Source organism: Methylophilus sp. 3sh_L (assembly GCF_046766015.1).
GTDB lineage: Bacteria > Pseudomonadota > Gammaproteobacteria > Burkholderiales > Methylophilaceae > Methylophilus.
The window spans coordinates 297,903-311,530 of record NZ_JBKOUF010000003.1 but is presented as its reverse complement, the minus strand read 5'-3'; the positions used below and the strand labels follow the sequence as shown (position 1 = coordinate 311,530).

Sequence of the window (13,628 nt, the reverse complement as noted above, 5' to 3'; positions counted from 1 at the left end):
AATCTATCAAGCACTATGGGGTCGTCCAGTGCGGGACGGGGTGAGAAAAGCTTAAAAAAGCTCTATTTCGCCGCTGATCATGTTGTCTTTGAGCAAACCTTGCGCAACGAGCGCTTCGTAGCAGCAAATTTGATCCCTGCCATGCTCTTTCGCATAGTAAAGTGCCTCATCTGCCCGTTCCAGCACCGTGTTAGGCAGTAAATTCAGAGACATTTTAGAGTAGCCGATACTGATGGTAACGCGCCCTACCTGCGGGAAGCTATAGGCGGCCAAAGCTTGCTTGAAGCGGTCTAGCAACGAGACGATGTCCTCTTTGTCGGCACATGAAAACACGCCCACAAACTCTTCGCCACCAAAGCGAAACAATAAATCACCATCACGGAAGGTTTGCTGCATGAGCCGAGACAAGAGCAGCAAAACTTCATCGCCGATCAAATGACCATAGCTGTCATTAATCTTCTTAAAGAAATCGATATCGAAAATCACCAGGTAATGGTGTAAAGGAAACCTGAACTCAGGCTTATAGTCGTTGAGCAAAATTTTGCTCACACATTTATCAAACGTTTTACGGTTAAGCAGGCCGGTCAGTGCGTCACGCTCATTCTCAATGATCAGCCCGGCATAATGATTAAATACCTGCAAGCATTGCTCTACCAGCGCGATGGCCTCTGAGGATAACTGTGGGTGTTGAATCAGAAGAATCGCATTTTTATGCGCCACACTTTGCTTGAGCGGGAAAATATGCAACTTGCCCTCATCTGCATCCAGGCAACAATATTGTCGCGTTTCCTGATCTAGAAAACCCAGAAGCGCGTGATAAATATCTTGAGGCCAAGCTTCAAAAGCGGGGTCAGTCTCATCCTTGGTATCCATCACTGAGACTAACTGCCGGCGGGATAATACCTGCATCCTGATCGGCTTGTCTTCGGCAGCGAAAATACACATCCAGTGCTGCATCAACGTAAGCAGTGCGGGATCCAATGCAAGGCTCTCCCTGACCTGTGTCAGGCCGATCAGGCTTTGCATAAATTTTTTCAAATTTAAATGACTAGGCATGTGTTCGACAGAGATTGTTTCGAACACTTTACCAAAGCCAAGAATGATTCTTGATTAGGAAAAGAACCGACTTTGGTAACTAATTATGAGATTGAACAGAAAAATTAGAAAATGGGGTGGCTAATCGGGCTCGAACCGACGACAACCGGAATCACAATCCGGGGCTCTACCAACTGAGCTATAGCCACCACTGAGAGAAATTGGCTGAAATTTTGGCCTGCCCGACAGGAATCGAACCTGTAACCCCCAGCTTAGAAGGCTGGTGCTCTATCCAGTTGAGCTACGAGCAGATAGTAGTTACATGCCGATCAGGCAATCCAGAGAAAACTGGTCGGCGTGGAGAGATTCGAACTCCCGACATCCTGCTCCCAAAGCAGGCGCGCTACCAGACTACGCTACACGCCGAAAGCAGAAATATAACCGATTTTACGAATTTGTGTCAATGTCGATGTGATAAAATTATCTTTTTTACGACAAATTTTTTGCTCATGAGCGCTCAAATTATTGATGGCAAGCAGATTGCCAATCAACTATTAGATGAAATCAAATCCAAAATCGACCACCGGCTAGCGAGCGGCAAGCGTGTGCCCTGCCTGGCTGTGGTGCTGGTCGGCGATGACCCGGCTTCAGCCATTTATGTGCGCAACAAGCGTCTGGCCTGTGAAAAAGTGGGTATTCTCTCGATCGCACATAACTTACCAGCCAATACCACGCAAGCTGACTTACTGGCGCTGATCCAGACCATGAATGCAGACCCTGAAACAGATGGCATTCTTGTGCAATCTCCCCTGCCACCTCATATAGATGAGGCCTCCATTCTGGCACTCATCGCCCCTGAGAAGGATGTTGATGGTTTCCATCCTTATAACATAGGCCGCCTGGCAGTCCGTCAACCGCTCTTGCGCTCATGCACCCCTTATGGCGTGATTAAAATGCTGCAAGCAAGCGGCATCGCGATCAAGGGCATGGATGCTGTGGTCGTCGGAGTCTCTAACCATGTCGGCCGTCCTATGGGGCTGGAACTATTACTGGCTGGCTGTACTGTGACCAGTTGTCACCGCCATACAAAGGATTTGCAAAGCCATGTCAGCCGCGCCGATTTAATTGTGGCAGCGGTCGGCAAAGCAGGCTTGATCAAGGGCGAATGGATTAAACCGGGTGCGATTGTGGTCGATATCGGGATTAACCGTTTACCGGATGGCAAGATCACTGGCGATGTAGACTTTGCCATTGCGAGCCAGCGTGCAAGCCATATTACACCGGTGCCAGGCGGAGTAGGGCCGATGACGGTGGCGACACTGATGGAAAACACGTTAAAAGCACTAGAGCTTAGTGAGCAAGCTTAAGCAGACCAGAATCGCCTCTGAGAATAGGCTTTGCAGGGGTTTGAAACTGGTGTACACTCGCGCGATTGTTGATTGACGTAATGCATTAACCCATGCCGCTACAGGCATTCACTATTCGTTGTTTCGTTCGTTGGAACCATCATGGCAGATACCGTTAACAAATCCTTTACCCCTTACCAGCCTGTTGCCGGTGAGGAATACATGAATAAAAAACAGCAGGATCACTTCCGCAAAATCCTGAATGACTGGAAAGCAGAACTGAGTCACGATATTGACCGTACCGTGCATACCATGCAAGACGAAGTCACCAGTTTTGCTGACCCAAATGACCGTGCCAGCCAAGAGTCTGACATGGCGCTGGAGCTACGCAACCGTGACCGTGAGCGCAAACTGATCAAGAAAATTGATGAGACTTTACGCAACATCGACAGTGGAGACTATGGCTACTGCGAAGGTTGTGGGGTAGAAATTGGCCTCAAACGCCTGGAAGCCCGCCCGACGGCCACCCTGTGCATAGACTGCAAAACACTGGACGAAATGCGCGAGAGACAAGTCGCAAAATAATCCCAGGCAAAATAGCCCTAACTAAGGTTATCGCACATGACAAAAAGGCTGCTTAATGCAGCCTTTTTCTTTTGTATTGGGTGCGCCGCTAACGAAGTGCTACCAGTGCTCTTCAACCGCAAACAAGCGCTTGTGCTCACGGATGGCATAGCGGTCTGTCATGCCGGCAATATAGTCTGCCACAGCTCTCGCTTGATCCTGCTTGGCCGCCAATTGGTGCTCGTCAGGCATCAGGGCCGGATTATCCATGAATGCCTGGAATAACTCCTCAATAATACGTCTGGCCTTGGCACTCATGCGGTTGACGCGGTAATGCTGGTAAAGATGCTTACGCAAAAACTGCTTCAACTCGTGATTCTTTTTCACAACGGCCTGGCTAAAGCCAACCAGATAGGCCGGTGCATTGCGCACATCCTCTATGCTAGCAGGATTCAACTCAGCGATCGCTTGCTGGCTATGCTGGCAGAGATCAACCACCAGCACATTGATCATACGGCGTATCGTTTCATGCACCAGCCGCTTTTCTTCTATCTCGCCATATTGCTTTTTGACTTCGGCCATATTCTCGGCAAATAGCTGGATATTCGACAACTGCTGTATGGTGATCAGCCCGGAACGCAATCCGTCGTCGACATCATGATTGTTATAGGCAATTTCATCGGCGAAGTTGGTCACCTGCGCCTCCAGACTAGGCGACTCCCCGCGTAAAAAGCGCTCGCCGACGTCGCCCAACAGTTTCGCATTTTTGCGTGAGCAATGTTTGAGGATGCCTTCACGGACTTCGAAGGTCAGGTTTAAACCATCAAAGCTGGCATAACGGTTTTCCAACAGGTCTACCACGCGTAAAGACTGCAGGTTGTGCTCAAAGCCGCCATAGTCTTTCATGCAGTGGTTAAGTGCATCCTGACCGGCATGTCCAAAGGGCGTATGGCCGAGATCATGTGCCAGCGCGATTGCCTCGGCTAAATCTTCGTGCAACCCCAACGTACGGGCGATGCCACGCGTCAATTGCGCGACTTCGATGCTATGGGTCAGGCGCGTGCGGAACAGGTCACCCTCATGGTTTACAAAGACCTGTGTTTTGTATTCGAGCCGGCGAAAGGCAGTGGAGTGAATAATCCGGTCACGGTCGCGCTGAAAGACATTGCGCAAAGGCGATTCTTGCTCACTGACCTTGCGGCCACGGGACTGTTCTGGATGGGCAGCAAAAACGGCAAGCGTCATCATGGACTTTCTATCTCAGGCCGCCAGTGACAGCGTCTGTTTGAGTTTATCGGCATCGTAATCGGCCGTGATAATGGCCTTGCCTATGGCCTGTTGCAAGATTAGCCGGATACGACCATCCGCTACTTTCTTATCCAGTTGCATCAAACGCAAATACTCCTCTGCACCCAAGTCTGGCGCAGTGACTGGCAATTTTGCCGCTTGCATAATGGTTGTGATACGGGACACTTGTTCGGCATCCAGCCAGCCCATGCGTTGCGACAAGTCTGCAGCCATCACAGTACCCGCCGCCACCGCCTCGCCATGTAACCAAACACCATAACCCATGGCATTTTCAATAGCATGACCAAACGTATGGCCCAAATTGAGCAAGGCGCGCTCGCCTTGCTCATGCTCATCCGCAGCCACCACTTCGGCTTTGTTCTGACATGAACGGTAAATGGCATAGCTGGCCACTGCATTATCCAGTGCCATCAAGGCGGACATATTCGTTTCGAGCCAGTGAAAGAAATCAGCATCGCGGATCAAACCGTACTTGATCACTTCGGCCACTCCGGCAGACAACTCCCGCTGGGGCAGGGTTTTCAAGGTGTCGATATCCGCCAAGACCAGTTTGGGCTGGTAAAAAGCGCCTATCATGTTTTTACCCAGCGGATGATTGATGCCAGTTTTGCCACCGACACTAGAGTCGACCTGCGAGAGCAAGGTGGTAGGCACTTGAATAAACGGTACGCCACGTAAGTAGGTCGCCGCAGCATATCCGGTCAAATCACCAATGACGCCTCCGCCCAACGCAATCAGCGTGGTATTGCGCTCGCAGCGATGCTGTAACAGATGGTCATAAATTGTTTGCAAGGTCTCATTATTTTTATAGGCTTCGCCATCCGGCAAAATAATTTCAATCACACTCACGCCGGCCGCACGCAGTGGCTGGGCAATGGCCTGCATGTATAAAGGCGCCACAGTGGTATTACTCACAATCGCCACTTGCTTGCGCTTGAGGTGCGGCAAGATCAGGTCAGCCTGTTGCAACAGGCCATTGCCAATATGAATAGGGTAGCTACGGTCAGCCAGGCTGACGGTTAAGGTTTGCATGACGGCTCCAACGCTTTCAGGGCGCTCTCAATTTTCTGGATAATCACAGCGACTGGCTGATGACCGGTATCGACAATCAGGTGGGCAGTCTCTGTGTAGAGTGGATTACGCGCATGGAATAATTGTTCCAGCTTGGCTTTAACATCCACGTTTTGAAGTAAAGGGCGGTTTTTGTCGTTACGGGTGCGCAAGTAAAGCTCATTTACATTGGCGCGCAAGTAGATTACATAGCCGTATTTTTTGAGAATTTCCCGGTTCTCGGCGGCGATAATCGCGCCGCCGCCGGTAGCGAGCACGATGTTCTCCTGCTGCGCAAACTCTTCCAAGGTCGCTGTTTCACGTTTGCGGAAACCGGCTTCACCTTCGAGCTCAAAAATAGTAGGAATTTTAACGCCCGTGCGCTGCTCAATGACGTGATCGGTGTCATAGAAGGTTTTGCCCAGACTCTTGGCAATCAATTTGCCAACCGTGGTCTTCCCCGCCCCCATCAACCCGATCAAAAAAATGTTATTTGGTATTTGCGTACCCATAAAAATGCCCAACTGTTCAGTTGGGCATTTTAAGGCAAAGCCTGCCTGCTGTCAGTAATCGTTCAGCAAGCTTGGCATTGATCAGTTTAGTGCTAGCGTTTCGTCCATGACTTTAGGCGTGATAAAAATCAGCAATTCAGTTTTGTCTTCCTGCTTGGTATTACGCTTGAACGCATAACCTACCACCGGCAAGTCACCAAAGAATGGAACTTTATCCGTGGATTTGCGGGAAACCTGCTCGTAAATCCCGCCGAGTACGACGGTCTCGCCATTACCCACCAGTACTTGCGTTTGCACGTTTTGCGTGTTGATCGCAACGCCACCAGAAGTCTCTTCCCCCTTGCTGTCTTTACGCACATCTAGGTCCATAATAATTTTATGGTCCGGTGTAATTTGTGGCGTCACCTCTAAACTCAACTCGGCCTTTTTAAAGCTGACCGCGGTGGCCCCACTACTAGTAGCAGTTTGGTAGGGAATTTCCACCCCTTGCGCAATTCTGGCTTTTTGCTGATTGGCTGTCGTCACGCGTGGACTGGAAATTACTTTGCCTCGTGCATCGGCCTCCAGTGCGGACAGCTCCAAATTAAGCAGCAAGTTGGCAGAAAGCTTGAGTAAACTCAAGGCAATCCCGCCATAGGCATTGGTTACCGGTAAGTTTGACATCAAATCAGGTTGACCATTCGAGCTAACAATATAATCGCCAATTGTCGCACTTTGGACAGTTCCTCCTTGAGTGCCTAAAGTGTAAGTGCCATTAGCGCCTGCCGTTGTCGGAGCTGTGTAAGCTGTTGCCTTATTTCCTAAATTCCCACCAATTGACAAATTCGTGTTACTACCTGGCGTCCCAGTCTGAGAAATTCCAAAGCGCGCTCCCAAAGCTTTAGAAAAAGTGTTGGAAGCAATCACCATGCGTGACTCAATCATGACTTGCTTAACGGGCACATCAACCTTATTGATAATTGCCTGAACCTCTTCAAGTTTTCGAGGTGTATCCTGAACAAAAATGGTATTCGTTCTAGCATCAAACGTTACACTGCCGCGTTGCGATAAAATTCGGTTCATTCGTCCTGATGAGGAGCTTGTTGATGAACTTGACATACTGGTACTCGCACTACCTGTACCGGCACCCCCGCCGAGTAGCATATTTCTAAAATCCATAGCTTTTTGATACTTTAATGAAAACACTTCCGTACGCAATGTTTCCAGTGTTTCTCGCTCGGCCTCAGCGGTCAATTGTGCTTTTTCTTTGGCAGCGAACTCTTCTGCTGGAGCAATCGATATGACACTGCCGTTCACTCGCATGTCAAGACCTTTGCTTTTCATAATCACATCAAGCGCCTGGTCCCAAGGCACATCTTTTAAGCCTATCGTAACGCTTCCAGACACAGAATCGCTAACAACAATATTTTTACCAGTGAAGTCAGCGATCACTTTTAACACATCCCTGACATCGACACGCTGGAAGTTAAGCGATAACTTTTCACCAGCGTAACCCTGCTTAGAACCTTGTATAAGCTTGTTCGGGTCCTTAGCGATTGGGCGTATATCCACCACCAGTTTTTTATCAGCTTGGTAAGCTGACTGCTCCCAATCACCCTGTGGTTCTATCACAATTTGCGCATGGTGTTGATGCCGTAAGGCATCAACAAATAGTACAGGGGTATTAAAATTAATCACGTTGAGGCGCCGTTGCAAAGCCTCAGGCAGATCAGTATCAGCAAAATCAATCACAACCGTTTTTCCAGCATTACGAACATTCACACCTACTCGGTTATCTGATAAATCAACCAGGACGCGGCCTTCACCATTCTTACCTCTCATAAAATCGATACGTTGAATCTTGTGTGCCGCCCCCGCATCTTGCTCTGAAAAACGTTTTGCAGCAGTTGTTGCAACGGGAACGTCTTGCAATTCTTGAGTCAATCCAACCATTAAGGACATGCCTTGTATGTCTAGTTGATGTTGTACTGATTTCGTTAAATTCAAAACAACACGACTACGATCATTGGTTTGCGCTATCTGAACCGACTTTAATACCCCCTGATTAATCGGGATCACATTTTTGCCAGTTGAGTTGACTGCATTCGGCAGATCAAAAACTATTCGAGGTGGATTAGTCAAAGTGAAGCTGATGGGCGAGGTTGCTAAAGGTTGTGACATCTCTAGCTGCAAATTCAATTTTGCACCTGGCTGCATAGTAGCTTCAACCGCTTGTAACTGATTTTTACTATCCCCGGGTTCTGCGGCAAGAGCGGCTGTTGAGAAGATCATTGTGGCCACGAACATAATGATTCGCGTAAATTTATAGGTAGAAGTATTCATCATTGATGTTCCTGCAATTCCAATGTTGTCATTTGCTCAGACCACTCAGCTGTGACCGGATCTTGTATAGTCTCTTTCACTTTTAACTCATATTTCAAAGTATTAGGATTTTCCCCAAGCGCAGTGACTACGCCAAATTTTTCTCCTAAATGTGCACCAGTTTTTATTTGATAAATATGGCTATCTGGTGTTTGAATGGTGGCAAACATACTATTCTTTTTACTTAAAACACCCACAAACTTAAGACTTTCCAATGGATAAGCTTCCAAGGGCTCTTTAGGGCGATTCAAATCAGGCTGATTAGCATTTTGTATGGCTGTCTTACGTGGGTAAAATGGATCATGTAACAAACCGTCCGCGTTATACACCTTTGGCGCAAATACGAGTACCTCTGGTAATGCCTCTACAGGCGCAAGCAATGTCTGATTCGCATCATTCATAAATTGAGTTAAATCATCATTTTGTGATCGCCCGCATGCAGCCAGAAAAACGATCAGGGCAAATGGTAAGATTTGTGATTTCAACCTCATTTTTTAATTGCCTTATTCTCTTGCGACTTGCGTGCAGCAAGCTCTTCGGTATCAAGGTAGCGATAGGTCTTCGCAACGGCCTCCATGACCAACATGTCTTTTTGCGTCTGCTTGTCTTCCTTACCTGCAGGATGAATCTGCAAATTATGTAGAGTAACAATACGGGAAAGTTTCGCTACCTCAGTCACAAAAGCACCGAGATTATGATATCGCCCTAACACTTTGATATTTATAGGCTTTTCAGCATAAAATTCTGCAAATACCTCAGGCAATGGAACAAATGCCTCGAAAGATAAGCCTTGACTGAGACCTGCTTGGTTAATATCTGTTAACAACGCATCCATTTCAGATTTATCTGGCAATTGCTTAAGCAAATTACCGAAAGTCCGCTGGATATCAATCACCTGTTTCTCATAGGCTTTCATTTTTAATGCCTGCATTTTCTTTGCCAGATACTCATCTCGCAATCCCTGCTCTTTTTCTTTTTCTAGCTTCAATTCCTTAAGATTGGGATTCAGTAAAAATAAGTATCCTAGGACTAATAAGCTACCAGCTAATATTGCCAGTAATGTAGCTTTCATTGGCCAAGGCAAATTACCTGCATTTTTCAAATCAATGTTATTAAAGTCAGACACTTGCATTTTTGTCATCCTTTAGCAGGAGATAATTTTTGCTTTTCAGCAGGCATAGGCTTATCACGCTTGAGCGTAACGCGCAAAACGAAGTCATACTCTTTGACAGAAAGCGCATTCATTGAGGCTTTAATCTCAACGAGATTTGGGTTTTGCATGATGACTGAGCTGCTCAGGTTATGGACTAATGTCGCGACTCTTGCATGAGTATCTGCCACCCCCTTCAACTCAATTTCATCCTCGATCTGTTTTACACTCTTGAAGAACACGCCTTCAGGCAATTGCCTTGCGAGCTCATCCAGGATCAGAACAGCTTGATTACGATCACTTTGAAGCCCCTCGACAATTTGCTTACGCTCAAGAACATTCTTGATTTGCTCCTTCAAATTACCAATCTTGGCAATTTCCACATCAAGACGGTTCATTTCATCCTGTAATCGTTGGTTGCGTGATTGCTGTGCCTGGACTTTGCTATGGATATAACTCCAGCTCACAAATAAAATGGCCATCGCGGCCACACCGACCAATGCCGCCATCAAGCCAAACTCACGCTGACGTTCGGCGCGCTTGATCTGGCGATGCGGGAGCAGGTTAACCTTAATCATGCATCCACCCCTCGCAGCGCCAAGCCACAGGCGATCATGAGCGCCGGGGCATCTGTTTGTAACTGGGAAGGTTTAATCTTGTTTGCCAACGCCATGCCCGCAAAGGCATTGGCAATCAGCGTATGCACGCCGGTTTTTTCTTCAATCAGTGCGGCAAGGCCATCGGTCGCTGCCACCCCGCCCGCCAACAATAGATGATCCACTTTGCTGTACTGGGTGGAGTTAGTAAAAAATGAAACCGCCCTGGCGGCTTCTACAGCAATATTTTGCAAAAATGGCTGTAATACTTCCTCTGCATAAGAGGCAGGCAGCCCGCCCTGACGCTTGGCAATTTCACTTTCTTCAGGCGATAAGCCAAACCGGCGTTGAATTTCTTGCGATAAGGCGGCTCCACCAAAGGCTTGCTCTCGCGCATAAACAGAGTGAGTGCCTACCATCACATTGATATGAGTGACAAAAGCGCCAATATCGAGAATCATGGTCACGGTTTTTTTACTGTGATCTGGTAAATGTTTGAGAATCTGGCGATAGGCGGTCTCTGTCGCATAAGCTTCCACATCCATGATGCTGACTTTTAGCCCGGCTTCCTCTGCCACAGCAACGCGGTCATCAATTTTCTCTTTCTTGGCCGCCACAATCAGCACCTCCACTTCATCGGTGCTTTTACCTATTGGTCCCAGGATCTGGAAATCCAGATTCATTTCGTCTAGCGGGAATGGAATATATTGATTGGCTTCGGACTCGACTTGTAACTCCATCTCTTCTTCGCGCAAACCGGCGGGCATAATGACCCGCTTGGAAATCACTGCCGCCGTTGGCAAAGCCAATACCACCTGCCGCGCGCGCGAACCGAGTAAGCGCCAGGCTGCGCGCATGCTCTCTGCCACCTGGGTGAGGTCATTGATATTGCCGTCACTGATCACGCCCTTAGGCAAGGTGACATTGGCATAACCATCCAGGCGGAATTGTTGTTTGCCCATGGCACTGAGCTCCACCATTTTGATGGCGGTTGCACTGACATCCACACCAATAAAACTGGTTTTCTTGCGCTGTAAAAAGCCCAGACTCAACGGTATTGCCCTTTATAAAAATTTGAATGCTCGACTTGCTATGCATCAACCATGCCAACTCGTGCATTTGAGTGGGTAAGCAATGGTTTACATGCGTTTTTGCGAGTCAGAGAAATGCTGATTATTTGCATGATTCCATAATTAACTGCCTATGAATCAGCAAAAAAAGATTACAATTCATAGGTAATTCTCTCGATGGCAGCAAGACGCATGAATTCAAGAACCTGGTTGCAGTCCCTTCTTTTCCTCTTCATCACCGGCAGTTTGATCGTCGCAGCCTTGCTGGTATTGATGATCAGCATCCTCTACCCCTCACTCCCTTCGATTGACGCACTGACGGATTACCATCCAAAATTGCCGTTGCGGGTCTACGATGCCGATGGCGGATTGATGGCTGAATTTGGCCAGGAGCGCCGTGCGTTCGTGCCCATTGAGCAAACGCCTAAAGTCATGAAAGACGCCATTCTGGCGATTGAAGACCGCCGTTTTTACCAACACAACGGCATTGATACCACAGGGATTTTGCGGGCGATCCGCAACAACCTGACCGGCCGTGGTCACGAAGGCGCCAGTACCATCACCATGCAGGTCGCTAAAAACTTTTTTAGCAGCCCCGACACGCCGCGCAATCTGTGGACCAAGATTAAAGAGGCACTGCTGGCGATCAAAATTGAACATGCCATCAGCAAAGATAAGATTCTCGAGCTCTATTTAAACCAGATTTACCTGGGTGAGCGCGCTTACGGCTTCGCCACCGCAGCCAAAACATATTATGACAAAGACCTCAAACAACTGAACCTGGCCGAAGCCGCGTTACTGGCAGGCTTGCCCAAAGCGCCCAGCAAATACGATCCTTATATTCATCCCGACTACGCCATCAACCGTCAGCATGAGGTACTGCGCGACATGCACCGTTACGGCATGATCACAGATCAAGCCTATGACGAGGCGCTAAAAGCACCGCTGAAATTCCAGTCATCCAGACGCCAGATTCAAGCGCTGGGTGGCGAATACGTCGCCGAGATCGTCCGGGCAAGCTTATATAAACGCTATGGCGAGAAGGCATATACCAGTGGTTTGCGCGTTTACACCACTATCAACAGTAAACACCAGGCCGCAGCCAACACAGCGGTTATTCAAGGGATCATCAATTTTGAGTTGCGGCACGGCTTCCGTGGAACAGAGCAAGTATTGCCCCTGCCTGGCAAACTCAAAGCGTCGGAAGCTGCTGATTTATTGCGTGATTTTGTCACTTACAACCAATTTGTGCCCGCCTTGGTCACCCAGGTTGAGCCCAACCTGCTCACTTTGGTCACCAAGCGTGGGCAGGTGCTTAAGCTGCAGGATAAATCATTATTGCTGGTTAAAAACCATATGCCGCCCGCCAAAGCCACACCCTTGTCACTCAAGCCGGGCGCGGTCATTCGCGTGTATCAAAATGGTGAGGAATGGATGGTTGTACAACTGCCTGAAGTGGAGAGTGGCTTTATGGCACTTAACCCTGAAACCGGGCAGGTACAAGCGTTGATTGGTGGGTTCAGTTTCCAGCGCAACAAATACAATCACGTCACCCAGGGCCGCCGCCAGCCTGGCTCCAGTTTTAAGCCGTTTATCTATTCTGCCGCGCTTGAAAAAGGCTATTCGCCCGCCAGCGTGTTTGAAGATGCCCCTATCAGCTTCACCTCCACCGAGACGGGTAGCAACAGTAGCTGGGAGCCACGTAACTACGATGAAAAATATGCAGGCCCGATGCGTTTGCGCGAGGCTTTGGCACAATCAAAAAACACTATTTCGATCCGGCTCATGAATGCCATAGGCGCGCGGTATGCCCAAAATTACCTGCGCAAATTTGGTTTTGACCCCAAAGATCACCCGGCCTATTTGTCTACCGCATTGGGGGCTGGCTCCACCACGGTTTGGCAGCTGACCGCTGCCTACGCCACCTTTGCCAATAGTGGCTACCAAGTACATCCTTACCTGATCGAAAAAATCACGGATAGTCGCGGCAAGGTGATCCAGGCGGTGCAACCTGGCAAACATGTGTCTGCCGAGCGGGTGATTGACCAGCGCAATGCCTTTATCATCACGACCATGCTGCAAGACGTGGTGCGCGATGGGACGGCGCGTGCGGCATTATCTTTGCGGCGCCCTGACATTGCCGGTAAAACGGGCACCACCAACGACCAGTTTGATGCCTGGTTTGCTGGTTACCACCCGAAAGAAGTCGCAGTTGCCTGGGTCGGTTATGACAACCCGCACAATCTGGGCCGCGGCGAGACGGGTGGCCGCGCAGCGCTACCCATCTGGATACGCTACATGCAGCAAACCTTGTCTGGTCAGCCGGTTTATCAATACAAAGTGCCGGAGGGAGTGTTGCAATTGAAAGTGGATGCTTACACCGGCGCACAAATCAGTGAAGACGATGCCGGTATTTATGAGTATTTTTACGAAGAACATTTGCCTCAATCAAAACCTGATAATCTGCCAGGCTTATTTGATCCAGAAGGCGAGCACGCCCCGGAAGAAGAAGAGCCCTCCTTTTTGGAGCGCCTGATCGGCGAACATAGCGGCAACAATGAGGACAGAAAATTGCCAGCCAATCCGGCAGCCAAACTGCTGAGCCCGAATTAGCAATCAATCTACGAAAAGCCAAA

The 13,628-nt window shown here is 48.7% G+C and carries 12 protein-coding genes and 3 tRNA genes; 3 read left to right on the top strand and 12 right to left on the bottom strand.

Annotation, left to right across the window (positions count from 1 at the left end):
* Positions 1 to 51 precede the first annotated feature (51 nt).
* The 4 genes from ACIDF8_RS09240 to ACIDF8_RS09225 all read right to left on the bottom strand — a co-directional run bounded on the left by ACIDF8_RS09240 (position 52) and on the right by ACIDF8_RS09225 (position 1,461).
* Complete coding sequence (locus ACIDF8_RS09240) at positions 52 to 1,026, bottom strand: GGDEF domain-containing protein (RefSeq protein WP_412010318.1); 975 nt, start codon at positions 1,024 to 1,026, stop codon at positions 52 to 54.
* A 142-nt stretch (positions 1,027 to 1,168) separates the two neighbouring features.
* Positions 1,169 to 1,244, bottom strand: a tRNA-His gene (locus ACIDF8_RS09235).
* A 25-nt stretch (positions 1,245 to 1,269) separates the two neighbouring features.
* A tRNA-Arg gene (locus tag ACIDF8_RS09230) sits at positions 1,270 to 1,346 on the bottom strand.
* 38 nt (positions 1,347 to 1,384) lie between these two features.
* Positions 1,385 to 1,461: transfer RNA gene (locus ACIDF8_RS09225), tRNA-Pro, on the bottom strand.
* An 83-nt stretch (positions 1,462 to 1,544) separates the two neighbouring features.
* Between ACIDF8_RS09225 and folD the strand changes: the two genes are divergently transcribed.
* Positions 1,545 to 2,402: a bifunctional methylenetetrahydrofolate dehydrogenase/methenyltetrahydrofolate cyclohydrolase FolD gene (folD, locus tag ACIDF8_RS09220; RefSeq protein ID WP_412010317.1), complete on the top strand. Its 858-nt coding sequence runs from the start codon at positions 1,545 to 1,547 to the stop codon at positions 2,400 to 2,402.
* Positions 2,403 to 2,543: 141 nt separating this feature from the next.
* Positions 2,544 to 2,966 (top strand): RNA polymerase-binding protein DksA, encoded by a 423-nt coding sequence (gene dksA / locus ACIDF8_RS09215; protein ID WP_412010316.1) that lies wholly within the window; start codon positions 2,544 to 2,546, stop codon positions 2,964 to 2,966.
* A gap of 99 nt (positions 2,967 to 3,065) precedes the next feature.
* Here dksA and ACIDF8_RS09210 read toward each other — a convergent pair whose 3' ends face one another.
* From ACIDF8_RS09210 to ACIDF8_RS09175, 8 genes are all read right to left on the bottom strand, one after another.
* Positions 3,066 to 4,193, bottom strand: a complete 1,128-nt coding sequence (locus tag ACIDF8_RS09210) for a deoxyguanosinetriphosphate triphosphohydrolase (RefSeq protein WP_412010315.1) — start codon at positions 4,191 to 4,193, stop codon at positions 3,066 to 3,068.
* A 12-nt stretch (positions 4,194 to 4,205) separates the two neighbouring features.
* Entirely contained in the window at positions 4,206 to 5,285 is a 1,080-nt protein-coding gene (gene aroB, locus ACIDF8_RS09205) for a 3-dehydroquinate synthase (RefSeq protein ID WP_412010314.1), read from the bottom strand.
* Complete coding sequence (locus ACIDF8_RS09200; protein WP_412010313.1) at positions 5,273 to 5,815, bottom strand: shikimate kinase; 543 nt, start codon at positions 5,813 to 5,815, stop codon at positions 5,273 to 5,275. The genes aroB and ACIDF8_RS09200 overlap by 13 nt, the downstream gene beginning before the upstream one ends.
* An 81-nt stretch (positions 5,816 to 5,896) precedes the next feature.
* On the bottom strand, positions 5,897 to 8,101 hold the full coding sequence (gene pilQ, locus ACIDF8_RS09195) for a type IV pilus secretin PilQ (RefSeq protein WP_412010374.1): 2,205 nt from the start codon (positions 8,099 to 8,101) through the stop codon (positions 5,897 to 5,899).
* Positions 8,102 to 8,136: 35 nt separating this feature from the next.
* Positions 8,137 to 8,667 (bottom strand): pilus assembly protein PilP, encoded by a 531-nt coding sequence (locus ACIDF8_RS09190; protein WP_412010312.1) that lies wholly within the window; start codon positions 8,665 to 8,667, stop codon positions 8,137 to 8,139.
* Complete coding sequence (locus ACIDF8_RS09185) at positions 8,664 to 9,308, bottom strand: type 4a pilus biogenesis protein PilO (RefSeq protein ID WP_412010311.1); 645 nt, start codon at positions 9,306 to 9,308, stop codon at positions 8,664 to 8,666. The genes ACIDF8_RS09190 and ACIDF8_RS09185 overlap by 4 nt, the downstream gene beginning before the upstream one ends.
* 5 nt (positions 9,309 to 9,313) lie before the next feature.
* Complete coding sequence (locus ACIDF8_RS09180) at positions 9,314 to 9,904, bottom strand: PilN domain-containing protein (protein ID WP_412010310.1); 591 nt, start codon at positions 9,902 to 9,904, stop codon at positions 9,314 to 9,316.
* Entirely contained in the window at positions 9,901 to 10,974 is a 1,074-nt protein-coding gene (locus ACIDF8_RS09175; protein WP_412010309.1) for a pilus assembly protein PilM, read from the bottom strand. Before ACIDF8_RS09175 ends, ACIDF8_RS09180 begins: the two co-directional genes overlap by 4 nt.
* A gap of 210 nt (positions 10,975 to 11,184) precedes the next feature.
* Here ACIDF8_RS09175 and ACIDF8_RS09170 point away from each other — a divergent pair, with 210 nt between their 5' ends.
* The gene (locus ACIDF8_RS09170) at positions 11,185 to 13,605 is read left to right on the top strand and encodes a penicillin-binding protein 1A (protein ID WP_412010308.1); all 2,421 of its coding nucleotides are present in this window, start codon (positions 11,185 to 11,187) and stop codon (positions 13,603 to 13,605) included.
* Positions 13,606 to 13,628: the final 23 nt, after the last annotated feature.